This window comes from Halomonas salinarum, from assembly GCF_012062845.1.
Classification (GTDB): Bacteria; Pseudomonadota; Gammaproteobacteria; order Pseudomonadales; family Halomonadaceae; genus Onishia; species Onishia salinarum.
In genome coordinates this window covers 73,585-96,261 of record NZ_WWNB01000012.1, presented here as the reverse complement: position 1 = coordinate 96,261, position 22,677 = coordinate 73,585, and the positions used below count along the sequence as shown (strand labels likewise).

Below are 22,677 nucleotides of genomic sequence, written 5' to 3'. Positions count from 1 at the left end.
AGGCAGGGACAAGGAAGATGCAGCGGCACTGGTCGATTCGGCAGCCCCTACTCCAACACCACGCAACGAGAAACGCCGGGCTTTTAGCCCGGCGCTTTCGTTCAGGAAGACAGCTCTCTCAGGCCTTTGCCGTGCGCTGCCTTAGCCATAAAAGACTCAGAAGTGAGCTTCCCGCCAGCAACGCGACGCCACCGGCGAAGGCCATGCCGGCAGGTGCCAGGCCGAAGGCGCGAATCGTAAGCCCGATTCCCACGACCGGAATCGACAGGGCGATGTAGGCGACAATGAAGAAGGTTGCGGCGACCCCGCCGCGCTGGTCGACGGGGCTTGCCTGAACGACAGCACCCAGGCCGGCGCGAAAGGCCATGCCCTGACCGGTACCCGCGACCAGGGCGCCGAGCAGGAAACATGCCAGTGAACCAAGCCCGATGCCGACGCCCACCAGCGAGGCACCCAGGATCACGCCGGCACAGCCCAGCGGCAGCCGCCAGGGCGCCGGGAAGCGTTCCTGCACGAGTTGGCCAAGGGTCGAGGCGAAGAACACCGACCCTGCCGCCAACCCAGACAAGGCCAGGTTGTCATGGCCGAGAACACCGATCATGAAGGCCGGCGCCGTAGCGGTGAAGAACCCCAGCAGCGCGAAGCCGGCGAAACCGGCAATCGCCGCGGGCAGGAAGATGTCGCGGACCTCCTCCGGTACCTTAAGCCGCTGAAGAGTAAGCCTTGGCCGCGCCGGGCGTGTAACGGTCTCCGGCGCCTTGAGGATCGCAAGCGCCGCCAGCACCGCCAGCCCCAGGTGGATGCCATAGGCCAGGCGCAGCGGCCAGGGCAGATACTCGACCAGCAGGCCGGCCACGATCGGCCCCAGTCCCAGGCCGCCCATGTTGACCGCGGTGGCCAGGAAGGCCGCCCGCCGTGACCAGGCCGCAGGTGCCAGCTCCATCACCGCCACCGTGGCGGTTGCCGTGAAGATGCCGGCAGAAATCCCGGAGACGAAGCGGCCGACCAGCAGGCTTGAAAGGCCATCGCTCGACAGGAAGATCACATCGCTGATCGCCGCCGCCGCCAATCCCGCCCCTAGCATCGGTCGCCGTCCAAGCTGATCCGACCAGCGTCCGGTGGCCACCAGGGCGCCCATCACCCCCAACGCATAGACGGCGAAGATCACCGTGATGGTCAGCTGCGAGAAATCGAAGCGGGCCTGATAGACCGGGTACAGAGGCGTAGGCAGGGTGGTGCCCAGCATGGTGATCAGAAACGCCAGCGCCACCCCCAGGAAGGGCAGCGCCGAAGCTGGGCTATCGCGATCGCCAGGGGTCGTCATGGTCTCTCCTGTTATGAACAAGACCGGCGCGGCATCCGGTCCTGCTTGGATCAGGCGCTGGCTTGGACCTGGGTCGCGCGCTCCCGCGCCAGTGCGACCAGGAAGATCGAAAGGCCGCCAAGCGCCATGGCCATGCCCACCAGGCCCGTGGCCGACCAGCCCATCCCCACCGTCACCGCCATGCCACCCAGCCAGGCGCCGAGGCCATTGGCGATGTTGAAGGCGGCGTGATTGAGGGTCGCGGCCATGGTCTGGGCCTCGCCGGCGACATCCATCAGCCGGGTCTGCAGCGGCGGCACCAGGGCGCCGCAGGTGCCCACCAGGCCGACGAACAGCAGACCACTCCATATCTGGTCGGCGGCCAGGAAGAAGCCCAGTTGGCAGAGCGCGGCCCATATCAGGGCCCCGCCGATGGCACGACTCTGGTCAATGTCGGCCAGCCGCCCGCCGACCAGGTTGCCGATCACCGAGCCCACCCCGAAGGTCGCCAGCACCAGCGGGCCCAGCGCCTCGGGCATGCCGGCCTGGTGGGTCAGGGTCGGCATCGCATAGCTGAACACGCTGAACATGCCGGCGAAGCCGATGCAGGCGACGGCCAGAGTATAGAGCACCCTGGGCTTGGTGATCGCCGACAGCTCTGAACGCAGGGACCCCCCTTGATTGGCCGGCTGCACCGGTACCCACAAGCGCACCAGCAGCGCAGTGAAAAGCCCCAGCGCGCCTACCATCACGAAGGCCGCCTTCCAGCCCGCGAGGCCGCCGACCCAGGTGGCCAGCGGCGCCCCGGCGAGAATCGCCAGGGTCAGGCCCACCAGCACCCGGCCTACGGCACGGCCCCGCTCGTGGGGTTCGGCGACATTGGCAGCCACCAAGGCCGCCACCCCCAGGTAGACCCCGTGAGGCAGGCCAGCAAAGAAGCGCAGAGCGACGAACCCATAGAAGGAAGGCGCCAGCAGGGTCAGCAGATTACTGGCGGCGAACAGCACCATCAGGCCGATCAGCAGCCCTCGACGGGGAATACGCGCGCTGATAGCCGAGATCAGCGGCGCCCCGACCACTACTCCCAGTGCATAGGCACTGATTGCAAGGCCCACCTCCTGAACCGCGATGCCGTAATCGGTCGCGATGCGCTGCATCAGGCCCATGATCACGAATTCGGTGGTGCCGATGGCGAAACCGCCCAGTGCCAGGGCCTTCTCGGCCAGGCGGGGGTTCGGGGACGGGTGAATCGTGTCCGTTGGCATGTCACGCTCCTTGCGACAGTGGCGACGCCACTGCCAGGTGGCGCGAAATTAGCGGGCTATTATCCCAGAGGCCGACACTGTATGCGATAATCGTGTCTTTATTGCGACGGGTTGCGGGCGCTCCCCCGTCCGTCATTGGCGCGGCAAAGGTTTCTCATGTCCCAAGGCACCCTCTATATCATTTCCGCCCCCTCCGGGGCCGGCAAGACCAGCTTGGTCAAGGCTTTGCTCGAGCACCTCGATGGTATCGGCGTCTCGGTCTCGCATACCACCCGTGAACAGCGTCCGGGCGAGGTGAACGACGTCAACTACCACTTCATCGATCATGAACGATTCAAGGAGATGATCGAGCGTGGCGAGTTCTTCGAATACGCACGGGTCTTCGACAATTACTACGGCACCTCGCGTCCGGCGGTGGAAGCCCGCCTGGCAGCCGGCGAGGATGTGATACTCGAGATTGACTGGCAGGGCGCCCGCCAGGTGCGTGCTCAGATGCCCGAGGCCGAGTCGGTCTTTATTCTGCCGCCGTCCCGGGCTGCATTGCGCCAGCGCCTGGCCGGCCGCGGCACCGACGATGAGGCCATCATCGAGCGGCGCATGCGCGATGCCATCAGCGAGATGTCACATTACGACGAGTACGCCCATGTGATCGTCAATGATGACTTCGCAACCGCCCTGGCCGAACTCGTGGCACTGGTCCGCGGCCAGCGCACTCGGCTTGCCCGGGTACGCGAGCGCCAGGGTCCGCTGCTAGCATCGCTCTTGTCACAACAGGAAGGGCTACAGTAGACTGGCCGGTCCCCAAGCGTGCCCCTCGACAGGGCTTTCGAACGCAGCATCTTTCTCATCCCTCGAACTCAGGTACCTGATCATGGCGCGAGTCACCGTCGAAGATTGTCTGGAACACGTTGAAAACCGCTTCACGTTGGTGATGATTTCCACCCAACGCGCACGTCAACTGGCCCGCGGTTCCCGCGATGCCCTGCTGCCCTGGGAGAACGACAAGCCCACCGTCATGGCGCTGCGAGAAATCGCCGCCCAGAAGATCGACGAAAACGTGCTCAACGAACCGATCGAGGCGCCGGTGCGTCCCCGCCGCGAACCTGAGATGGGCGAGGAATGAGGCAACCTCACTGAATTCTGGTATCGTCAATCATTCCTTTAAGTTTCGGGTATAGGCGTGCTGCATGTTCACCATCGATGACCTGGCCGACCGCCTGGGCGGTTATCTTCCCTCGGAGGAAATCCGCCAGGTCAAGCGCGCCTTCTACTATGCCGAACAGGCCCATGACGGCCAGCGTCGCCGCTCCGGCGAGCCCTATGTGACCCACCCGTTGGCGGTGGCCAACATCCTCGCCAACATGCACATGGATCATCAGGCCCTGATGGCCGCGATGCTACATGATGTGATCGAGGATACCGGCGTCTCCAAGAAGTCACTCGCCGAGCAGTTCGGCGAACCCGTGGCGGAGTTGGTCGATGGCGTCTCGAAGCTGACCCAGATCACCTTCGAAGACAAGGCTGTCGCCCAGGCCGAGAACTTCCAGAAGATGGTACTGGCGATGTCCCGGGATATCCGGGTGATCATCGTCAAACTCGCCGACCGCCTGCATAACATGCGCACGCTGGGCGCCCTGCGCCCGGACAAGAAGCGTCGCATCGCCCGCGAGACCCTTGAGATCTATGCCCGCATCGCCGGGCGGCTGGGCATCAACACCATTCGGGTCGAGCTCGAGGACCTGTCCTTCCAGGCGCTGCACCCGATGCGCTCCGAGCGCATCAAGCGCGCGGTCGGCAAGGCCCGCGGTCATCGCCGCACCACCATTCGCCAGGTCCAGTCGAGCCTGCAGAAATGCCTCGACGATGATGGCCTGCCGGGCACCGTGGTCGGCCGCCAGAAGCACCTGCTGTCGATCTATCGCAAGATGCGCGACCAGCGCAAGCCATTCGCCGAGATCATGGATGTGTTCGGTTTCCGCATCATCACCGACGACGTCGATAGCTGCTATCGCATTCTGGGCGCGGTGCACAATCTCTATAAGCCGGTACCGGGGCGCTTCAAGGACTACATCGCCATCCCCAAGGCCAACGGCTACCAGAGCCTGCATACCACCCTGTTCGGCACCGGTGGCATGCCCATCGAGGTGCAGATTCGCACCCGCGAGATGGAGGCCATGGCCAACAACGGCATCGCCGCTCATTGGCTCTACAAGGCCGGCCAGACCGAGCGACCGATCGCCGCTGGCAGCCATGCCCGGGCGCGGGAATGGGTACGGGGTCTGCTCGAGATGCAGCGCCAGGCGGGCAATTCGCTGGAGTTCATCGAGCACGTCAAGAATGACCTCTTCCCCGATGATATCTATGTGTTCACGCCCAAGGGCGACATCATGGAGCTGCCCCAGGGCGCCACGGTGATCGACTTCGCCTACAGCGTGCACACCGACATCGGCAACAGCTGCATCGCCTGTCGCATCGATCGTCACCTGGCGCCGCTCTCAAGCCGCCTGGAAAGCGGCCAGACACTCGAGATCATCACGGCGCCGGGGGCCAGGCCCAACACCGCCTGGCTATCGTTCGTGATAACCGCCAAGGCTCGCTCGGCGATCCGCCATGCGCTCAAGCATCAGCAGCACACCGAGTCCGTACAGCTGGGTCATCGCCTGCTCAACAAGGCACTGGCCGATTACGAGCTAAGCCTTGAGGAACTGCCGCAGAGTGCCCTGCCGGCGCTTCTCAAAGAGCTATCGCTCAAGCGCAGCGATGAGCTGCTGGAATCGATTGGCCTTGGCAACCGTATGGCACATGCCATTGCTCACCGGCTCGCCAGCAGCGTACCAAGCGATCAACCGACAGCGGATAGCACGACCTCGGATAATGCCGAGCGCTCGATTCTCATCAGTGGCGCCGATGGCATGGTGATCAACTTCGCGCGCTGTTGCCATCCGCTACCCGGCGATCCGGTGGTAGGCCACCTGTCAGTCGGCAAGGGTATCGTCGTTCACCGCACCGAGTGCCGAAACCTGGCCGAACTGAAGAACGACCCGGACAAGCTCTTCGCCCTGGACTGGTCTGAGAACATTCAGGAAGATTTCCCGGTGGCGCTGCGCATCCATATGGAAAGCCGCCGCGGCCTGGTAGCCGAGCTGGCAAGCCTGGTCACCGATGCTGATGCGAATATTGAACGCATCGGCATAGAGGAATGCGACGCCCGGTTGTCGATCGTCAATCTGACCCTTTCGGTTCACGATCGCGTTCATCTGGCACGCATCATGAAACGGATCCGCAACCTTCCCCGCGTCGACAAGATCACTCGCGTTCGCAACTAGCGTCTCGTTTTCTGCCCGCTCGATTCGCTCGGACGGGAATATTCTTCGTATTATTTCCCCACCACAATCACAACAGGAGCATCACCATGAGCAATAAAGCCGTCATCAACACCGACAAGGCACCGGCCGCCATCGGCCCCTATTCCCAGGCCATCAAGGCCGGTAATACTCTCTACATTTCCGGCCAGATCCCCCTGGACCCGGCCACCATGGAGATCGTCTCCGACGATTTCGAAGCCCAGGCGCGTCAGGTCTTCAAGAACCTGTCCGCGGTTTGCGAAGAAGCCGACGGTTCCCTGCAGGACATCGTCAAGATCAACCTCTACCTGGTCGATCTGGACAACTTCGCGATCGTGAACCGCGTGATGGAAGAGGTCTTCACTACCCCCTACCCGGCACGCGCCGCCGTCGGCATCAAGGCATTGCCCAAGGGTAGCCTGTTCGAAGCCGAGGCGGTCATGGTCATCGGCGACTAAGCCGATGGCGAACCAGCGCCGGCTGTTCCTCGCGCTATGGCCGGACCCGGCCCTGCGCGAGGAGCTGTCTCGAACGACAGACCAGGCCCACCGCGCTTGTGGTGGGCACCCGGTAGCGCCCGAAAACCTTCACCTGACCCTGGCCTTCCTGGGGCAGGTACCTGACGAGCGCCTTCCCACCCTGCTGGCTTTGACTGACGCTTTTTCCTGTCCTTCCGGTACCATCACTCTCGATCGCGTCGGCTATTTTCAGCGCACCGCTATGCTGTGGCTGGGTAGCCAGGCCCCGACGCCTGACCTTCTTGGCCTCTATCAACGCCTGTGGCGAGCTCTTGCCGATGAAGGCCTATCAGCGCCTGAGCGAGACTTCCTGCCCCACGTCACCCTGTTGCGACATGCAGCGCCCCCTTCTCCCGGCATGCTGCCAAGTGTCTCCCTCAACTGGCACTATAATACGCTACAGCTCATCGAGTCCGTGACCACCGCCGAAGGCCCACGCTACACCAGCCTGGCGAGCTCATCTGGCGAATAGCCAGCGGCAGTCTCACCTGGAGAGGTGCATGCCACCCGGTAGCACAGGAACATGCGGCCATGAGGAGGAGTGAACATCGCACACATAAGCTCAGCGCTTTGGCAGAAAACCACCGGCCTTAAGCACCTGGGCATAGCCCTCGCGATAGCTCGGGTAGCGGAAGACATAGCCGGAGGCGAGCAGGCGGGCATTGTTGCAGCGCTTGCTGGCCCGGCGGCGCAGCGGTGACTGGATGACCTCGGTGGACTCGACCTTGAGCTTGGCGGCGAGCCAGGTCATCACCTCGTGCAGCGGTGCGGGTTCGCAGTCGCTTGCGAGATAAAGTGGCTCCACCGGCGTCTTGTCCAGCGCGAGATGGATCAGGTGCTCGAGCACACCGGCACAGTCATCGCGATGAATGCGGTTGGAATACATGGGGGGATTGGCGGCGGCAATGCGCCCCTCGTGGGCCTGGCGAATCAAGCGGTCGCGGCCCGGGCCGTAGATACCCGAGAAGCGCACCACCGTTCCCGGCAACTCATGCGCAATCAACGCCTCTTCGGCCTCTTGCATCAATTGCCCGGAGAAGCCACTGGGCGCGATGGGGCTGTCCTCGTCGACCTCCTCTCCCTCGCGTTGAGCATAAACGCTGGTGGACGACACGAAAAACACATGACGCGGCGGGGCCTTGCGGCCGGCAAACTCGGCGAGCACCGCCTTGAGGCCAGCCGGGTAAGCAGCGCGATAGGCATCTTCCTCGAAGCGGTCGGCGCTCAGCACATAGACCAGAACGTCGGCATCGGGCAGCTCGGCCACGGCGCCCTCGGCGTTGATGTCGAGGGACAGCGGCTCGATGCCGCTTGACTCGATCCTTGTGGCTTGACGGCGAACGCCCACCACCCGTTGGCCGGCCTCCAGGAGACGCTCGCCAAGGGCTGTGCCGATATCGCCACAGCCAATAATCAGTGTCGTTTTCTTCACCTTTTCCCCGCTCCTTGATAAAAAGTATCTATCAGAACCATCCTGTTCATTAACCGCGAGAGCGCCACCAGGCATCACCATGACTCTAACAGAACTCCGCTATATCGTAACCTTGGCGCAGGAGCGCCATTTCGGGCGCGCCGCCGAGCACTGCTTCGTGTCCCAGCCGACACTATCGGTGGCGGTCAAGAAGCTTGAGGAAGAGCTTGGGGTGGCCCTGTTCGAGCGCTCCAAGTCGACGGTGCAGGTCACACCTCTGGGCGAGCAGATCGTCGAGCAGGCCCAGCGCGTGCTCGAGCAGTCGAGCGTCATTCGCGAGCTGGCCAACGCCGGCAAGGACCAGCTGGCAAGCCCGCTGCGCATTGGCGCCATCTACACCATTGGCCCTTATCTGTTTCCCTACCTGATCCCGGAGCTGACCCGCAGCGCACCACAGATGTCGCTGTACATCGAAGAAGGCTTCACCGCGGACCTGCGACGCAAGCTGAGAAGCGGCGAACTCGACGCCATCATCGTCGCACTGCCCTTCACCGATACCGACGTACTGACCAAGCCGGTGTACGACGAGGAATTCGAGGTGCTGATGCCCGCCGATCACCCCTGGACCTCACGGGACAGCATCGCCAAGGAAGACCTGCTCCAGGAGCGGCTGCTGCTGCTTGGCGAAGGGCACTGCTTCCGCGACCAGATTCTCGAGGCCTGCCCGGCCATCAGCGCCAAGCTCAACAGCCCCAGCAATACCCTGACCGCCGAGGGCGGATCACTCGAGACCATCCGCCACATGGTGGCCTCGAAGCTTGGCATCACGGTGCTGCCTTCTTCGGCCATCGGCACCGGACACTATGAGGCCGGGGTACTCACCTCTCGCCCCTTTGCCAATGATGTGCCCTCGCGCACGGTGGCGATTGCCTGGCGCGCGAGCTTCCCGCGTCCCAAGGCCATCGATACCCTCACCGAGGCTATCCGGCGCTGCCGGACCCGTCAGCCCGCGACGATATGAGTGAGCTGACCCAGAACGTCAGTGCGCTCAAGGGCGTTGGCGAGGCCCTCGCGGGTAAGCTTGAGCGGCTAGGGATAGCGAGCATCGCCGACCTGCTCTTCCATCTGCCCCTGCGCTATCAGGACCGTACCCGGGTAACGCCGATCGGCACGCTGCGCGCCGGCCACGAGGCAGTGGTCCAGGGCGAGGTCGCGGCCTGTGACGTGGTCAAGGGCCGGCGACGCAGCCTGCTGGTGCGCCTCACTGACGGCTCCGGCATCTTGAGTCTGCGTTTTTTCCACTTCTCGCCGGCACAGCAGCAGCAATTCCAGCCCGGCACACGGGTGCACGCCTTCGGCGAGGCGCGCGCCGGTGCCACGGGCCTTGAGATCTATCACCCGGAATATCGCCTGATCAAGGCCGGCGAGGCGGTCGTCGACGAGCACCTGACGCCTCTATATCCCGCCACCGAGGGCCTCAACCAGGCGCGCCTGCGTGGCCTGATTGACCAGGCCATGAACCTGCTCAACGAGGCCCCCGAGGCACTACCCGACTGGATTCCTGCCAGTCTGCGAGAGCGCTTTCAGTTACCCGAGCTGCATCATGCCCTCCATTATCTGCACCATCCGCCTGCCGAGGCCGATCTGGATCAGCTGCGGGAGGGCACTCACCCCACCCAACGCCGCCTGGCGATGGAGGAGTTACTGGCCCATCAGCTCAGCCTGCGGGTAGTGCGCCAACGCATTCAGGCGGACAGTGCCCCCTCACTGCCCTCTGGCCGCAGCCTGCAGGCCCGCTTCGTCTCGAAGCTGCCGTTCTCGCTGACCGGCGCCCAGCGCCGAGTGCTTGATGAAATCGGCGCAGATCTCGAGCGCGCGGTGCCGATGCTGCGCCTGGTGCAGGGCGACGTGGGCTCCGGCAAGACGGTGGTGGCGGCGATGGCGGCACTCACCGCCATCGCCGGCGGCTGCCAGGTGGCCATGATGGCGCCCACCGAGCTGCTCGCCGAACAGCACTACCGCACCTTCCGTGACTGGCTGGAGCCGCTTGGCATCGAGGTGGCCTGGCTTGCCGGCAAGCTCAAGGGCAAGGCGCGGCTTGATACCAAGGCGGCACTGGCCGATGGGCGCGTGCAGCTGGTGGTCGGCACGCATGCACTCTTCCAGGCCGATGTGCACTTCAAGTGCCTGGGGCTTGCGATCATCGACGAGCAGCACCGCTTCGGGGTTCACCAGCGCCTGGCGCTGCGCGAGAAAGGCGAAGCCGCCGGCCTGACGCCCCATCAGCTGGTGATGACGGCGACCCCGATTCCCCGCACCCTGGCGATGAGTGCCTATGCCGATCTGGATGTCTCGGTGATCGACGAGCTACCGCCGGGACGTACGCCGGTGCAGACCGTCGCCGTCCCCGACGAGCGGCGCCCGGAAGTGGTCACACGCATCGAGCGCGCCTGTGCCGAGGGCCGCCAGGCCTATTGGGTCTGTACCCTGATCGAGGAATCCGAGGCACTGCAGTGCCAGGCCGCCGAAGCCACTCACGAGAGCCTGACCGAGGCATTGCCGGGTCTCGCCATCGGGCTGGTGCATGGGCGCATGAAGGCCGGCGAGAAGGCCGAGGTCATGGCGGCCTTCAAGTCCGGTGAGCTGGATCTCTTGATCGCCACCACGGTGATCGAGGTCGGGGTCGATGTGCCCAACGCCAGCCTGATGATCATCGAGAACCCGGAACGGCTCGGGCTCTCGCAGTTGCACCAGTTGCGCGGTCGGGTCGGGCGTGGCGCCACCGAAAGCTTCTGTGTGCTGCTGTATCACCCGCCCTTGTCGGCGCACTCACGGGAACGGCTGGGGGTGATGCGCGAGACCACCGACGGTTTTCGGATCGCCGAGAAGGATCTGGAACTGCGTGGTCCGGGCGAAGTGCTGGGCACCCGCCAGACGGGGCTTGCGGCAATGAAGATTGCCGATCTGGAACGCGACCGCGACCTGCTCGAACGGGTCGGGCCACTGGCGCGGGCGCTACTCGAGGAGTCTCCCGCCTCAAGCGCGCCCTTGATCCGGCGCTGGCTGGGGGAGGAAGCCGGGCGCTACGGCCAGGTCTAGGCGACAGCTGTCATCGCGTTGGGCTGATGGCCCAGCCAAGCGTTGACCGCTCAGATCTGGGGGCAAGGGTACGCAGGGTCGCCTGATTCCTACAGCCGAGAAAGTAAGCGCTGCAGCTTGGCCAGATCGCCACTGTCGCCGACCAGGCGCAGCTTGCCGTCTATCAGGCCCTCGCGGAAGGCACGAGACGTGGGCTTACGCAGTACCTTGACGGCAGTGGCTTTATCTTCGAAGCGAAGCTCGAGATCGAGATCCACCGGCAAGCCAGGCCCTGAGGTGATACGGGCAGGCGTCATCCGATAATGGCGGGCAATCGAGAGATCTTCGGTGCCGATCCCCCAATCCAGATGGCCAAGCTCGGCCAGGGCCTCGCGGAACGGCGCCTTGCGACGCCGGGCGCGCTTGAGCATCACGCTCAGAAGCCAGAGCATCAATCGAAGCGTCATGGGCATATCCCGGAAAGGAAATCATTCCACCGACCTTGGCACGGCCGGTGGAGCGCGTTATTCATCACGCGCCATTCGCGGTCACGCTGTTACTTGGTGACGGCGTCTTTCAGCGCCTTGCCGGGCTTGAAGGCCACGGTCTTGCTGGCGGGAATGGTCAGCGGCTGACCGGTCTGTGGGTTCTTGCCGGTGCGGGCGGCACGCTCACGAACGGTGAAGGAGCCAAAGCCGATCAAGGACACATCCTGTCCCTTGGCGACACTGCCGGTGATCTCGTCGAGAATCACGTTAAGCACCTGGCTTGCCTTGTCCTTGGACAGGTCGGCACGATCGGCGATCGCCGAGGCGAGTTCTGGTTTGCGCATGTATCCCTCCTGGTAGTGCGGTTCAAGGCGGCATCTGCCGCCTCTGACAATATGAGGCCGTCTCCTGGTGGAGTCGGTAATGGTCGAGCCCAAGCCGTTGGCTGGCAAGATGCCGAGGTGACATGAATCGCCATGGCGGCAACAACGACCTTAGATTAGCAATGCAGGGGCGGCTCGTGCCAGTTCGACTTTCCGACGCACGCAGGCGCCTGTCAACGCAAATCCAATCATACGTCCGTTTTCATCCTCCGCCAGGGCGCTCCAGTCGCGCCCCTCACCTTCGATACGCCAACGAGAGGGGCTCTGTCCAGGCGGCAGCGCGACCACCGGCAGCAACGGCGTCTTGACCAGGATCGGCCAGGGGCCATAGGTGACCGGCGTCGGGGTACCGGTAAGTGTGGCCGCCAGCGCCTTGGCACCGACCTGCAGGGGCTGCACGTACATGGCATTGACGCCATCGACGCAGGCCACATCGCCCAGCGCATGGATGCTCGGGGACGAGGTGGCCAGATAGCGGTCGGTAAGCACGCCCTCGGGCCCCACGGCCAGGCCGGCGGCCTCGGCGAGGCCCGTGCGCGGTATCAAGCCCGTCGCCACCAGCACCAGGTCGGCCTCGAGCGTCCGCTCATCGTCGAGGGTCAGCATCACCTGATCACCGGCGTCGCCAAGCGCCGCCAGCGTGTGGCCGGTCTCGAGCACGATGCCGGCCTCATGAAAGGCATCGCTCAAGGCATCGCCCAGAGTGTCGGGCAACAGCCGCGCAAGCGGGGTGGGCTCCGGGGCGATCAAGGTCACGCCATGGCCGCCGGCGACCAGATCATTGGCGTACTCACAGCCCACCAGGCCGCTGCCGATGATCCCTACACGCGCCGGACGGGCGAGCCGCTCGAGGGCAGCATGAAAGGCGCGGTAGTCATCGAGGTCATTGATCGAAAAGACGCGCCTGTCGAGTCCCGGCGGGATTGTGAAGGGCGCCACCGGGGCCGCTCCGGTGGCCAGCACCAGCTCGCTATAGGGCAGTGTCTCGGGACCCAGCGCCAGACGGCGCGCGATCGGGTCAATCGCCGTGACCCGCGTATGGGTGCGCACCACGGCATCGAGGCTATCGGCCAGCGCCAGCGCATCGCGGCTGGCCAGCCGCGCCGGCGGCAGCCCCTTGGCGAAGCCGGTGGACAGCATCGGCTTGGAATAGTCGTCGCCGCTGTCGGCGGTGATCAGCGTGATCGGCCGCGCGGCATCTCGGGCACGCACCTGACGAGCCAGCTGAATGCCAGCCATGCCGGTACCGAGAATGGTCAAGGGTGCAGTCATGGCGCTCCCGACAAGCAATAACGTGGACGCTGCATGATACACTATGCGCCCCGATATTGGCCTGGAGGCGCCCGGTGCGCGATCACCCGACATCTCCCCCTATGAGCACTAAATGGCGCCGTTGGCAGCCTGCTGCCGTGGCCAGGCCGGCCATGAGCCCCGGCTGGTGGCGCTGGGTCGCCAGCCGTGATTCGCTGACAACGCGGCTGATCGGTGCCGCCGATGGCCGTCCCTTTCGCGTGCAGTTGCTTGGCCAGCGCATCGGCTACCCCACACATGATGAAGCGCAGGCATTGGGGCTCAGGCCCCGACAGCTTGCCTGGCTGCGTGAGGTGGCACTGTGTATCGATGAGCGCCCCTGGGTGGTGGCGCGCTCGGTGGTGCCGCTTGCGAGTCTACCCGGCCAGCGCCTGGACCGGCTCGGCGAGCGCTCGCTTGGCCACTGGCTGTTCCGCCAGCCGAATCTCGAACGCGGCCCCATTGACGTCACCCGAGCCGCACCCGGCTTCCATGACGGCCGGAGCCCCTGGGGCCGGCGCTCGGTATTTCGCCACGGTCGCTTCACGATACTGGTACAGGAATTCTTCCTCGACACCATGGCCGATGACCTGGGCTTGGCACCGCGCTAGGATAAGACCCTCTCGCTCTGGAGGCTTTGATGGATCACGCAACCCGTCCCCGCGGCCTGGCCCGCCTGCCCGACTTCCTGGCACTGATGCGCCTCGATCGCCCGATCGGCACCTGGCTGCTGATGTGGCCGACCCTGTGGGCACTGTGGCTCGCCGCCGAGGGGGTGCCTTCGCGCCCCCTGCTGCTGATCTTCGTTACCGGGGTCTACCTGATGCGCGCCGCGGGCTGCGTGGTCAATGATTTCGCCGATCGTCATCTGGATGGTTACGTCAAACGCACCAAGACCCGTCCGCTGGCCACCGGGCGCATTGATGAACGCGAGGCCAAGGTACTGTTCGCACTTCTGGTCGCTGCCTCCTTCGTGCTGGTGTGCTTAACCAATGGCCTGACCGTGCTGCTGTCGGTGGCGGCGGTGGCCCTGGCCGCGGTCTATCCCTTCATGAAGCGCTATACGCACCTGCCTCAGGTCGTGCTGGGGGCGGCCTTCTCGATGGCCATTCCCATGGCCTTCTCGGCGGTGACCGGTGAGGTACCCCTGGAGGCCTGGCTGCTGTTTGCGGCCAACCTCTGCTGGACGGTGGCCTACGATACCGAATACGCCATGGTCGACCGGGATGACGACCTTGAGATCGGCATCAAGTCGACGGCCGTGCTCTTCGGCCGAGCCGACATCCTGATGATCGTGCTGCTACAGCTGGCGACACTCACGCTATTGGGCCTGGTCGGTGCCCGTCTCGCGTTGGGTGGCTTCTTCTGGCTGGGGCTTGTCGCCATGGCAGCGATCTTCGTCTATCAGTTCACCTTGATTCGTGACCGCGAACGCGAGCGCTGCTTCAAGGCCTTTCTCAACAACCACTGGGCGGGTCTTGTGATGTTTGCTGGCCTGGCGCTGTCACTGTGGCCGTCGCACTGACGCACTGGCGGAGCGCAGGTGTGGCTCGTCATGCCGGGCGCTCTGTCATGGCAATGTCATGTTAGCGTGGTGGAATCGTCATCATCTTGTCATTGTCATTGTTCCTGTGAGGCCAGCCAGATGAGCACCAAGACCGTTCTGATTGTCGATGACGAAGCGTCTATCCGTGAGATGATCGCCATTGCCCTGGAAATGGCCAACTATCAGGTCCTCGAGGCCGACAACGCCCAGACCGCCCATGCCATGGTGGTCGACCACAAGCCCGACCTGCTAGTGCTGGACTGGATGATGCCCGGCACCAGCGGCATCGAGCTGGCCCGGCGCCTGAAGCGCGAGGAGGCCACCGCCGAGCTGCCGATCATCCTGCTCACCGCCAAGGGCGAGGAAGACAACAAGATCCAGGGACTCGAGGCCGGGGCGGATGACTACATCACCAAGCCCTTCTCGCCCCGTGAGCTGGTGGCTCGCCTCAAGGCGGTGTTGCGCCGCGCTACCCCCCAGGGGGTCGAGCAGGCGATCGAGGTCGAGGGGTTGCTACTCGACCCGACCAGCCATCGCGTCAGCACCCACGGCGATCCGTTGGAGATTGGCCCCACCGAGTATCGTCTGCTGCAATTCTTCATGACGCATCAGGAGCGCGCCTACACCCGCAGCCAACTGCTCGATCAGGTATGGGGCGGCAACGTCTACGTCGAGGAACGCACCGTCGATGTGCACATCCGGCGCCTGCGCAAGGTCCTCGGCGAGGCGCACCAGCACCTCATCCAGACCGTGCGCGGCACGGGCTATCGCTTCTCTGCCAAGGGCTGAGCCAATGCAACTCTGGTCACTGGAACTCTGGCGCCTGAGCTGGCTGGCCGGCGTTCTGAGCCTCGCGGGCCTGGTTTTCGGTGCCCCCGGCGTGGGCCTGGCAGCAGGCCTCGGGGTCTACCTGGCGTTCCACCTTCGACAGCTGCACGCCCTGCATCGTTGGCTCGCCCAGTCGCGACAGAGCGAGCCGCCCGAGGCCAGCGGTATCTGGGGCGACATATTCGACCGCCTGCATAACCATCAGAAGGCTCAGGCCAAGACCCAGCAGCGCCTGCGCAACACCATCCAGCGCATCAAGGACTCCTCGGAGGCGATGAGCGACAGTGTGGTGATGCTGGATCGCCGCGGCGACCTGGAATGGTGGAACAGCGCCGCCGAATCCATGCTGGGCCTGAGAACCCGGCAAGACCGCGGCCAGCACATCACCAACCTGATCCGTGACCCACTGTTCGTTGAGTACTTCGACAAACGGGATTACCGGGAGCCGCTGACGCTTAACTCCCCGATCAATGATCGCCGCATGCTGCAATGTCAGTTGACACTCTATGGCGACGACGAACGCCTGCTAATGGTGCGTGATATCACCCGCCTGCACCGCCTGGAGCAGATGCGTCGCGACTTCGTGGCAAACGTCTCCCACGAGCTTCGTACGCCGCTGACGGTACTCAACGGCTACCTGGAGACCTATGCCGACCATGTCGAGTTGATGCCGCCTCGCCTGGCCAGAAGCCTTGGCCAGATGCAGGATCAGACCACCCGCATGCAGAATCTGGTCGATGACCTGCTGATGCTCTCGCGCCTGGAGATCGACCAGCCAAGCGCGCACAACGAGCCGGTGTCGTTGCCGCCAATGCTTGATGACATCCTGCGCGACACCGAGTCACTGTCCGCTGGCCGTCACCAGGTCCGTGTGGAGATCGAATCCAGCCAGTCGCTGCGCGGTGACCCCAAGGAGCTACGCAGCGCCATCTCCAACCTGGCCTTCAATGCCGTACGCTACAGTGGCGAGGGCTGTCATATCGTGCTGCGCTGGCGCGACCACCCTGCCGGTGCGGCCCTTGAAATCGAGGACGACGGTGAAGGCATCGACCCGGTACATATTCCGCGTCTCACCGAGCGCTTCTACCGGGTCGACAAGGGCCGCAGCACGGCCACCGGCGGCACCGGCCTGGGACTTGCCATCGTCAAGCATGTGCTACTGCGCCACGATGCTCGCCTGGAAATCTCGTCTTACCCCGAAAAAGGGGCGGTGTTTCGCTGCGTCTTTCCAAGCAAGCGCTTGATCAAGGATGACGGACTTTCGACATGACGCCGACACGCCGATCGGCGTGACCTAGGTGCGCCAGAAAGGGCCATTGCACTCCGGGACTAAACACCTAGGGGTAGGCAGGCTAATGGAGACTCAGCGGCGGGTCGCGACGGCCTCACCTGGCGCGCCCAGCTCGCGATAGTGGCGGTCCCACATCAATACCGAGCCTGCTACCGCACCGGGCAGCAGAAAGAGGTTGGCCAGCGGAATCCAGGTCAGTAGCGTGACCCAGCCGCCGAAGGTCAGGGTCGGCCACCAGCGTCGGCGTAGCCGACGGCGCATGTCGGCGAAGCTGACGGCGTTGTTGTCCATCGGGTAATCCAGATAGGTGATGGCCATCACCCAAGCCGAGAACGCCAGCCATAGCGGCGGCGCCAAAAGATTCACCACCGGCACCCAGCCCAGCACGAACAACAGCGCCATGCGCGGCAGGATATACCCCAGCTTGACAAGCTCGCGCCCCAACGCATCGATACCTGTACGCAAGAGACCGCGCTCGTCCTGCGGAGGCCGGCCTGTCTCGTGCGCCTCGACCTTGGCCGCCAGAAAGCCATAGAAGGGAGCGGCAATCAGGTGCGTGACCAGGGTGAAACTGAAGAATACCACCAGCACCAGTGTCACCACGAAGAGCGGCCATATCAGCCATTCGAGCCAAGCAAGCCAGCTCGGAACCATCGCCATCCAGCCATCAAGCCATCCACCGAAATGGCCGAGCACGAACCAAAGTCCGGCGACATAGACCACCAGATTGACCAGCATCGGCAGGAACACATAGCGTCTCAACCCCGGGCTAAATACTAGCCGGGTGCCTCGGGTCAGCGCCGTCAGGGCGTTGAGCATCCTCTCGCGACTCCTTTACTGAATGTTTCTCAACACAAATGACACCGCCGCACGAAGCGGCGGCGATGCGATGGCCTGAAACCGCCTTGGCGCCCTTATCAGCGAGGTGCCTTCAGCGCCTCTTCGTCCAGATCGTCCGGATTGACATGGCGGATATCCAGCCCCTTGACCAGATAAATGACGTACTCGGCCAGGTTGTTGGCATGGTCACCGATGCGCTCCAGGGCACGCAGCACCCACATCACGCTCAACACCGAGGTGATGGAGCGAGGATCTTCCATCATGAAGGTCATCAGTGAGCGCATCGCAGTGGTGTATTCGCTGTCGACGGCTGCGTCCTCGTGGACCACCTTGAGGGCCAGCTCGACGTCGAAGCGCGCGAAACTGGTCAGCGAATCACGCACCATATGACGCACTCGCTCACTGATATGGCGCACCTCGACGAATCCTTTCTTGCCATTACCGGATTCACTGAGCGACATTGCATTGCGAGCGATCTTGGTGGCCTCGTCGCCAATCCGCTCAAGATCGGACACCGCCCGCGTCACCGCCAGTACCAGGCGCAGGTCGGAGGCCGCCGGCTGGCGATGCGCCAGCACTCGCGTGCACTCCTCATCGATCTTGATCTGCATGTCGTTGACGGTACGATCCTGCTCGTTGACCTTCTGAGCCAGGGCCGAGTCGCCTTCGAGCAGGGCGTTGACGGCGTCCTGAACCTGCTTCTCGACCAGACCACCCATGGCCATCAAGTGATTCTTGAGGTCCTCCAGCTCATGATTGAACTGGCGGGAAATATGCTGGCTGTGGGTATCGCTGGTGATATCCATGAAGACACTCCTCTAGGGCGCGCGACATACCCTGCGCCCGGTTCATATGCTTGGGTCCGCGCGAACCGCGGTGGTGCTGTGTGCCCTGCCACTGGCGAATACGTCAGGGTCAAAGCGTGCCTTGGGATGGTGCAGCAAGCAGGTTGCAATCCGATGACGGCAGACACCTTCTCCGCGGCTGGTGAGGTCCAGGACCGACGGTTATGATGAGAGCATTAACCGCGCCCCGCGTGGACCACCTCTTGGCTTTATATTACTACACCTTCGACAACAACAAGCCCACTGGAAACGCCGCCATGACCGATCTCGATGACGTTCCCACGCCCCAGGGGCAGCTGACGCTGAAACTGCTCGCCACCCGCCAGGACACCAACCTCTATGGCGACATCCCCGGCGGCTGGCTGGTCGGCCACATGGACCAGGCCGCCGAACTGGCGGCGGGTCGCATCGCTCACGGACGCACCGCCACGGTGGCCATCGAGGCCATGGATTTCCTGTGTCCGGTGCGCGAGGGCTCGACGGTCAATATCTTCACCGGGCTCCGCGAGATCGGCCGCAGTTCAATCAAGATAGATGTCGAGGTCTGGATCCGTCCCCCTCACGAACGCAACCCCGATGAGCTGCAGAAGGTCACCGAAGCGCGCTTCGTGATGGTGGCGATGGACGATAACGGCCGCATCCGCGCCGTACCCGACGGCCACTGATCAGCCGCTCACCAGCTCGCGTGTCTTCAGGTAGGCGAACTCGCCGACGTCAGTGAACTGACGCACCAGCGCCTGGAAGGCACGATAGGACTCCAGGATCTGCCGGGAGTCTTCATCGGCCTCGGTCTGTTTCGCCAACACCTCCTGCGAGGAGTCATAGAGCGCCTGGATCACCTCGTCGGGGAACTGACGCAGCTTGACCCCATGTTCTTCGACCAGCGTCTTCAGGGCCTCGGCATTGCGCAGCGTGAACTCGTTGGTCATCGCCAGGTTGGCGGAGCGCGCCGCTTCCTCGACCACGACCTTGAGATCATCCGGCAGCGCCTGCCAGGCATCCAGGTTGACGGTGCCTTCAAGGATAGCGCTAGGCTCGTTCCAGGCCGAGGTGTAGTAGTAATCGGCGACCTGATGCAGGCCGAAGGCCAGGTCGTTGTAAGGCCCCACCCAGTCCGCGGCGTCCAGCACCCCGGTCTGCATCGAGGTGAAGATCTCGCTGCCCGGCATGTTGAGCGTGGTCACGCCGATGCCGTTCATGGCTTCACCGGCGAGCCCCGGCAGCCGCAGTTTCAGCCCCTGCATGTCCTCGAGCGAGTTGATCTCGCGCTTGAACCAGCCCGCCATCTGGGTGCCGGTGTTGCCCACCGCGAAGGGCTTGAGGTTGTGCTTGGCGTAAAGCGCATCCCACAGCGCCTGTCCATCGCCCTGGTACAACCAGGCATTGGTCTCTTGCGTGGTCATGCCGAAGGGCACGGCGGTGAACATCTGCGCCGCCGGCACCTTGCCACGCCAGTAGTAGGACGCCGAATGCCCCATCTGGGCGGTGCCCGACGAGACCGCATCGAAGACTTCCAGTGCCGGGACCAGTTCGCCAGCGCCATAGACCTCCACCCGCATGCGCCCGCCGGACAACTGCTCGATGCGTTTGGCAAAGTCGTTGGCACCGGTCCCCAGGGCAGGGAAATTCTTCGGCCATGAGGTGACCATCTTCCAGGTGATGGTTTCTTCGGCACGGGCGGTGGAAACGAAGGGCGCCGCGGCAATGCCGGCGGCGCCGGCGCCCAGGGCAGTAAGGAAATGACGGCGGTGAAGGGGGCGTGACATGAGGGGTCGGCTCCGGTTGGCGGATTATCGGTATCGTCGTGCTAGTGTCCGACCCAAAGTATGCTTGAGGCTTGATTTGGCGGGCAAGCTCGACGCTCGTCTACCCGGCATGGCAAGAACCAGGCACCATCACGGCGCCCTCGCTGTCAGTCCTGAATGACCACGCTGGCTCGAGAACCTATTTGCCCCATCAACGCATCACGATCGTCTTTAGCCAACAGACCGGTATAAAGCGTGGCCCGCTTAGACGTTCCCTCTTGATCATGATGGATAACGACCTTGCTTTCCCCTTTCTTCTTCACACTCTGAATCGACGAGTAAGAAATTTTCGTAGTCGGGGAAATGGGCGTTTTCCTTGCCTCCAGATACTCCTCGAAGACCCTGAATGGATGATGAAAATGGCTGAGCAAACCGAAACCAATGCCTGCCAATCCTAATACAGCGAAAAGAATACGTATCTCGTGAGAGAGACCCGACATCACCATTGAAAATACGATGAGTACACAGCCTCCGAAAAGCTGTGCATATCTCTCGACGGGCTTTGCTTTAAAAGCACATATCAGTGACATAGTATTGCTATCCTTAGCCATTTTCAGCATTAAAAGTACTTGGACGGCATCGACAACATCGAGTCGAAACAATCAAGCGAAGCTAGTACTTACTTTTTGCGCCATCACAGATAGAGCGCGTTGATCTTGCCCTGCTGGGCTTCGACATAACGCTCATAGGTGGCGTCGTCCATATCACGCCAGAAGCGCGGATCGCGACCGCTGTGTTCGTCATGCTCGCGGGTGGTGGGGTCGGCCGGCCGGTCCTGCTCCAGCATGGGGAAGTCCGGCAGCGGCTGGGAAACGTCCATATAGCGCTGCAGCATGTCCCAGTTGGCACGCTGCTCGAGATGGCTCTGGGTAGCACCGAACATCCCCACCAGGCGCACCTGCACTTCGTCGAGATGGTGCACCAGGCTCAGAGAGTACTGGGGCGAGCCCTGAGGGTCCGGGGTACTCAGCAGGTAGCAATCGAACTCGTAAAAGGGCCGCACATCCGCGACCTGCCAAGCAGTGCGCTTCTTGCTGGGATCGGTGAAGACGGTCACTAGGCCAGTTCGGCGATTTAGCTCCCACATGGGGCCTGGCTGCATACCGGCGGCGAAGTTGGGGGCAAGGCGCTGAACTAGCGAAGCCCCCCCACAAAACAAAAAAAACTAAAAAAAACAGGATGGGGAAAAACAAATCAAAAAATTTGAAAAAATTACTTACCCAACTCCCATATCTAGCATTGTTAGCATCGATGGAAGCGAAAACAATAGAACCAACAAAGAACAATGGCACAACCCAAAAAATCCCCACTATCCCAAAGGCTCTGGCCATACCAAAGATAAAAGCCCGCTTGGTATGACTGGTAAAGCGGATGCATTCCTCGTCCCAGCGCAGTGGCTGATCAACCCGATATTCAGGATCCTTGAGTTTGGCTACGGTCGGATCAGCCTCGTATTCACGCAGCTTTTGCGGGCTATTGTGCTGCCACTCGTGCATCGGGCTGATATCGATGCTGGGATTGCGATGCGCTAGGCGCTCGCCGCCGGCGGCGAAGGTGCGAAACTTGCGGGAGTGCTGGCACTCGCCTTCGAGGCGCCGCCGAAGGCGATCCGGGATATAGGCGTCTTCGGCATAGGCCTCCTCTGGCACCGCTATCGCTTCCTTAAGCACCATCACAGATAGAGGGCATTGATCTTGCCCTGCTGGGCCTCGACGTAACGCTCATAGGTGGCGTCGTCCATGTCACGCCAGAAGCGCGGGTCGCGACCAGCTTCACGGTCATGCTCGCGGGTGGTGGGGTCGGCCGGCCGGTCCTGCTCCAACATGGGGAAATCCGGCAGCGGCTGGGATACGTCCATATAGCGCTGAAGCATGTCCCAGTTGGCACGCTGCTCGAGGTGGCTCTGGGTGGCACCGAACATCCCCACCAAGCGCACCTGCACCTCGTCGAGATGGTGCACCAGACTCAGAGAGTACTGGGGCGAGCCCTGCGGGTCCGGGGTGCTAAGCAGGTGGCAATCGAACTCGTAAAAGGGCCGCACATCCGCGACCTGCCAGGCAGTGCGCTTCTTGCTCGGATCGGTGAAAACGGTCACCAGGCCGGTGCGGCGATTCAGTTCCCACATGGGACCAGGCTGCATACCAGCGGCAAAGTTGGGAAAAAAGCGCTGCATACCTTCCCCCGCCCCCCAAATGCAAGCACTAACTGATAACAAAACAAAAGGAACTATCCAGCCGGGAAAATCCAAGAAATTCGAGAAAAAACTTCCATACCTAGCTTCATTTGCATACATGACCGACATGGCGATAGTGGCAATGAACGCAACTAATGTACACGCGCCTCCCCCCACCAACCCTAAAACTCTCATCATCCCAAATATAAAGGCTCGCTTGTTATGACTAGTAAAGCGAATACACTCATCGTCCCAACGCAACGGCTGAT

General features: G+C 62.9%; 24 protein-coding genes. 12 read left to right on the top strand and 12 right to left on the bottom strand.

What is annotated here, in order from left to right; all coding sequences use genetic code 11:
• Nucleotides 1–118 precede the first annotated feature (118 nt).
• Both HF027_RS10155 and HF027_RS10150 read right to left on the bottom strand, forming a co-directional pair.
• The gene (locus tag HF027_RS10155) at nucleotides 119–1,324 is read right to left on the bottom strand and encodes an MFS transporter (RefSeq protein WP_168015338.1); all 1,206 of its coding nucleotides are present in this window, start codon (nucleotides 1,322–1,324) and stop codon (nucleotides 119–121) included.
• Nucleotides 1,325–1,374: 50 nt separating this feature from the next.
• The gene (locus tag HF027_RS10150) at nucleotides 1,375–2,568 is read right to left on the bottom strand and encodes an MFS transporter (RefSeq protein ID WP_168015336.1); all 1,194 of its coding nucleotides are present in this window, start codon (nucleotides 2,566–2,568) and stop codon (nucleotides 1,375–1,377) included.
• Between the two features lie 156 nt (nucleotides 2,569–2,724).
• Here HF027_RS10150 and gmk point away from each other — a divergent pair, with 156 nt between their 5' ends.
• The 5 genes from gmk (at nucleotide 2,725) to thpR (ending at nucleotide 6,902) form a co-directional block, all read left to right on the top strand.
• The gene (gmk, locus tag HF027_RS10145) at nucleotides 2,725–3,357 is read left to right on the top strand and encodes a guanylate kinase (protein ID WP_168015334.1); all 633 of its coding nucleotides are present in this window, start codon (nucleotides 2,725–2,727) and stop codon (nucleotides 3,355–3,357) included.
• An 82-nt stretch (nucleotides 3,358–3,439) separates the two neighbouring features.
• The gene (gene rpoZ, locus HF027_RS10140) at nucleotides 3,440–3,691 is read left to right on the top strand and encodes a DNA-directed RNA polymerase subunit omega (RefSeq protein WP_168015332.1); all 252 of its coding nucleotides are present in this window, start codon (nucleotides 3,440–3,442) and stop codon (nucleotides 3,689–3,691) included.
• A 64-nt stretch (nucleotides 3,692–3,755) separates the two neighbouring features.
• On the top strand, nucleotides 3,756–5,894 hold the full coding sequence (gene spoT, locus HF027_RS10135) for a bifunctional GTP diphosphokinase/guanosine-3',5'-bis pyrophosphate 3'-pyrophosphohydrolase (protein ID WP_168015330.1): 2,139 nt from the start codon (nucleotides 3,756–3,758) through the stop codon (nucleotides 5,892–5,894).
• Between the two features lie 86 nt (nucleotides 5,895–5,980).
• On the top strand, nucleotides 5,981–6,370 hold the full coding sequence (locus HF027_RS10130) for a RidA family protein (RefSeq protein WP_168015328.1): 390 nt from the start codon (nucleotides 5,981–5,983) through the stop codon (nucleotides 6,368–6,370).
• Between the two features lie 4 nt (nucleotides 6,371–6,374).
• Nucleotides 6,375–6,902, top strand: a complete 528-nt coding sequence (thpR, locus tag HF027_RS10125; protein ID WP_168015326.1) for an RNA 2',3'-cyclic phosphodiesterase — start codon at nucleotides 6,375–6,377, stop codon at nucleotides 6,900–6,902.
• A gap of 90 nt (nucleotides 6,903–6,992) precedes the next feature.
• On the opposite strand, the gene HF027_RS10120 is transcribed toward thpR, so the two are convergent.
• Nucleotides 6,993–7,862: an SDR family oxidoreductase gene (locus HF027_RS10120; protein ID WP_168015324.1), complete on the bottom strand. Its 870-nt coding sequence runs from the start codon at nucleotides 7,860–7,862 to the stop codon at nucleotides 6,993–6,995.
• A 79-nt stretch (nucleotides 7,863–7,941) separates the two neighbouring features.
• Here HF027_RS10120 and HF027_RS10115 point away from each other — a divergent pair, with 79 nt between their 5' ends.
• Together HF027_RS10115 and recG are read left to right on the top strand one after the other, a co-directional pair.
• Nucleotides 7,942–8,862, top strand: coding sequence for a LysR substrate-binding domain-containing protein (locus tag HF027_RS10115; RefSeq protein ID WP_168015322.1), 921 nt, complete (start codon nucleotides 7,942–7,944; stop codon nucleotides 8,860–8,862).
• Nucleotides 8,859–10,940 carry an ATP-dependent DNA helicase RecG gene (recG, locus tag HF027_RS10110; RefSeq protein ID WP_168015320.1) on the top strand — a complete coding sequence of 694 codons (2,082 nt, stop codon included), beginning with the start codon at nucleotides 8,859–8,861 and terminating at the stop codon, nucleotides 10,938–10,940. Before HF027_RS10115 ends, recG begins: the two co-directional genes overlap by 4 nt.
• Nucleotides 10,941–11,029: 89 nt before the next feature.
• Here recG and HF027_RS10105 read toward each other — a convergent pair whose 3' ends face one another.
• The 3 genes from HF027_RS10105 to HF027_RS10095 all read right to left on the bottom strand — a co-directional run bounded on the left by HF027_RS10105 (nucleotide 11,030) and on the right by HF027_RS10095 (nucleotide 13,062).
• On the bottom strand, nucleotides 11,030–11,386 hold the full coding sequence (locus tag HF027_RS10105) for a hypothetical protein (RefSeq protein WP_168015318.1): 357 nt from the start codon (nucleotides 11,384–11,386) through the stop codon (nucleotides 11,030–11,032).
• Nucleotides 11,387–11,475: 89 nt separating this feature from the next.
• Nucleotides 11,476–11,751, bottom strand: coding sequence for an HU family DNA-binding protein (locus tag HF027_RS10100; RefSeq protein WP_136254682.1), 276 nt, complete (start codon nucleotides 11,749–11,751; stop codon nucleotides 11,476–11,478).
• Between the two features lie 150 nt (nucleotides 11,752–11,901).
• The gene (locus HF027_RS10095) at nucleotides 11,902–13,062 is read right to left on the bottom strand and encodes an FAD-dependent oxidoreductase (RefSeq protein ID WP_168015316.1); all 1,161 of its coding nucleotides are present in this window, start codon (nucleotides 13,060–13,062) and stop codon (nucleotides 11,902–11,904) included.
• Between the two features lie 101 nt (nucleotides 13,063–13,163).
• On the opposite strand from HF027_RS10095, the gene HF027_RS10090 reads away from it, so the two are divergent.
• From HF027_RS10090 to phoR, 4 genes are all read left to right on the top strand, one after another.
• Nucleotides 13,164–13,691, top strand: coding sequence for a chorismate--pyruvate lyase family protein (locus tag HF027_RS10090; protein ID WP_168015314.1), 528 nt, complete (start codon nucleotides 13,164–13,166; stop codon nucleotides 13,689–13,691).
• Between the two features lie 29 nt (nucleotides 13,692–13,720).
• The gene (gene ubiA / locus HF027_RS10085) at nucleotides 13,721–14,605 is read left to right on the top strand and encodes a 4-hydroxybenzoate octaprenyltransferase (RefSeq protein WP_168015312.1); all 885 of its coding nucleotides are present in this window, start codon (nucleotides 13,721–13,723) and stop codon (nucleotides 14,603–14,605) included.
• 120 nt (nucleotides 14,606–14,725) lie between these two features.
• Nucleotides 14,726–15,415 (top strand): phosphate regulon transcriptional regulator PhoB, encoded by a 690-nt coding sequence (gene phoB, locus HF027_RS10080; protein ID WP_168015310.1) that lies wholly within the window; start codon nucleotides 14,726–14,728, stop codon nucleotides 15,413–15,415.
• A gap of 4 nt (nucleotides 15,416–15,419) precedes the next feature.
• Nucleotides 15,420–16,724: a phosphate regulon sensor histidine kinase PhoR gene (phoR, locus tag HF027_RS10075; RefSeq protein WP_168015308.1), complete on the top strand. Its 1,305-nt coding sequence runs from the start codon at nucleotides 15,420–15,422 to the stop codon at nucleotides 16,722–16,724.
• Between the two features lie 93 nt (nucleotides 16,725–16,817).
• Here the strand turns inward: phoR and cysZ are convergent, their stop codons facing one another.
• Both cysZ and phoU read right to left on the bottom strand, forming a co-directional pair.
• Nucleotides 16,818–17,564, bottom strand: a complete 747-nt coding sequence (cysZ, locus tag HF027_RS10070; RefSeq protein WP_168015306.1) for a sulfate transporter CysZ — start codon at nucleotides 17,562–17,564, stop codon at nucleotides 16,818–16,820.
• Nucleotides 17,565–17,662: 98 nt separating this feature from the next.
• On the bottom strand, nucleotides 17,663–18,391 hold the full coding sequence (gene phoU, locus HF027_RS10065; protein ID WP_168015304.1) for a phosphate signaling complex protein PhoU: 729 nt from the start codon (nucleotides 18,389–18,391) through the stop codon (nucleotides 17,663–17,665).
• 296 nt (nucleotides 18,392–18,687) lie between these two features.
• On the opposite strand from phoU, the gene HF027_RS10060 reads away from it, so the two are divergent.
• Nucleotides 18,688–19,095, top strand: coding sequence for an acyl-CoA thioesterase (locus tag HF027_RS10060; protein ID WP_168015409.1), 408 nt, complete (start codon nucleotides 18,688–18,690; stop codon nucleotides 19,093–19,095).
• On the opposite strand, the gene HF027_RS10055 is transcribed toward HF027_RS10060, so the two are convergent.
• From HF027_RS10055 to HF027_RS10040, 4 genes are all read right to left on the bottom strand, one after another.
• Entirely contained in the window at nucleotides 19,096–20,196 is a 1,101-nt protein-coding gene (locus HF027_RS10055; protein ID WP_168015302.1) for a TRAP transporter substrate-binding protein, read from the bottom strand.
• Between the two features lie 146 nt (nucleotides 20,197–20,342).
• The gene (locus HF027_RS10050) at nucleotides 20,343–20,765 is read right to left on the bottom strand and encodes a hypothetical protein (RefSeq protein ID WP_168015300.1); all 423 of its coding nucleotides are present in this window, start codon (nucleotides 20,763–20,765) and stop codon (nucleotides 20,343–20,345) included.
• A gap of 104 nt (nucleotides 20,766–20,869) precedes the next feature.
• On the bottom strand, nucleotides 20,870–21,322 hold the full coding sequence (locus HF027_RS10045; RefSeq protein ID WP_168015298.1) for a hypothetical protein: 453 nt from the start codon (nucleotides 21,320–21,322) through the stop codon (nucleotides 20,870–20,872).
• 585 nt (nucleotides 21,323–21,907) lie between these two features.
• Nucleotides 21,908–22,360 carry a hypothetical protein gene (locus tag HF027_RS10040; protein ID WP_168015296.1) on the bottom strand — a complete coding sequence of 151 codons (453 nt, stop codon included), beginning with the start codon at nucleotides 22,358–22,360 and terminating at the stop codon, nucleotides 21,908–21,910.
• Nucleotides 22,361–22,677: the final 317 nt, after the last annotated feature.

Bases quoted from the DNA above. Each gene is read 5' to 3' on its own strand.
- HF027_RS10155 (WP_168015338.1), bottom strand. From the start codon at position 1,324: ATGACGACCCCTGGCGATCGCGATAGCCCAGCTTCGGCGCTGCCCTTC.
- HF027_RS10150 (WP_168015336.1), bottom strand. From the start codon at position 2,568: ATGCCAACGGACACGATTCACCCGTCCCCGAACCCCCGCCTGGCCGAG.
- gmk (WP_168015334.1), top strand. From the start codon at position 2,725: ATGTCCCAAGGCACCCTCTATATCATTTCCGCCCCCTCCGGGGCCGGC.
- rpoZ (WP_168015332.1), top strand. From the start codon at position 3,440: ATGGCGCGAGTCACCGTCGAAGATTGTCTGGAACACGTTGAAAACCGC.
- spoT (WP_168015330.1), top strand. From the start codon at position 3,756: ATGTTCACCATCGATGACCTGGCCGACCGCCTGGGCGGTTATCTTCCC.
- HF027_RS10130 (WP_168015328.1), top strand. From the start codon at position 5,981: ATGAGCAATAAAGCCGTCATCAACACCGACAAGGCACCGGCCGCCATC.
- thpR (WP_168015326.1), top strand. From the start codon at position 6,375: ATGGCGAACCAGCGCCGGCTGTTCCTCGCGCTATGGCCGGACCCGGCC.
- HF027_RS10115 (WP_168015322.1), top strand. From the start codon at position 7,942: ATGACTCTAACAGAACTCCGCTATATCGTAACCTTGGCGCAGGAGCGC.
- recG (WP_168015320.1), top strand. From the start codon at position 8,859: ATGAGTGAGCTGACCCAGAACGTCAGTGCGCTCAAGGGCGTTGGCGAG.
- HF027_RS10105 (WP_168015318.1), bottom strand. From the start codon at position 11,386: ATGACGCTTCGATTGATGCTCTGGCTTCTGAGCGTGATGCTCAAGCGC.
- HF027_RS10100 (WP_136254682.1), bottom strand. From the start codon at position 11,751: ATGCGCAAACCAGAACTCGCCTCGGCGATCGCCGATCGTGCCGACCTG.
- HF027_RS10095 (WP_168015316.1), bottom strand. From the start codon at position 13,062: ATGACTGCACCCTTGACCATTCTCGGTACCGGCATGGCTGGCATTCAG.
- HF027_RS10090 (WP_168015314.1), top strand. From the start codon at position 13,164: ATGAGCACTAAATGGCGCCGTTGGCAGCCTGCTGCCGTGGCCAGGCCG.
- ubiA (WP_168015312.1), top strand. From the start codon at position 13,721: ATGGATCACGCAACCCGTCCCCGCGGCCTGGCCCGCCTGCCCGACTTC.
- phoB (WP_168015310.1), top strand. From the start codon at position 14,726: ATGAGCACCAAGACCGTTCTGATTGTCGATGACGAAGCGTCTATCCGT.
- phoR (WP_168015308.1), top strand. From the start codon at position 15,420: ATGCAACTCTGGTCACTGGAACTCTGGCGCCTGAGCTGGCTGGCCGGC.
- cysZ (WP_168015306.1), bottom strand. From the start codon at position 17,564: ATGCTCAACGCCCTGACGGCGCTGACCCGAGGCACCCGGCTAGTATTT.
- phoU (WP_168015304.1), bottom strand. From the start codon at position 18,391: ATGGATATCACCAGCGATACCCACAGCCAGCATATTTCCCGCCAGTTC.
- HF027_RS10060 (WP_168015409.1), top strand. From the start codon at position 18,688: ATGACCGATCTCGATGACGTTCCCACGCCCCAGGGGCAGCTGACGCTG.
- HF027_RS10055 (WP_168015302.1), bottom strand. From the start codon at position 20,196: ATGTCACGCCCCCTTCACCGCCGTCATTTCCTTACTGCCCTGGGCGCC.
- HF027_RS10050 (WP_168015300.1), bottom strand. From the start codon at position 20,765: ATGTCACTGATATGTGCTTTTAAAGCAAAGCCCGTCGAGAGATATGCA.
- HF027_RS10045 (WP_168015298.1), bottom strand. From the start codon at position 21,322: ATGTGGGAGCTAAATCGCCGAACTGGCCTAGTGACCGTCTTCACCGAT.
- HF027_RS10040 (WP_168015296.1), bottom strand. From the start codon at position 22,360: ATGTGGGAACTGAATCGCCGCACCGGCCTGGTGACCGTTTTCACCGAT.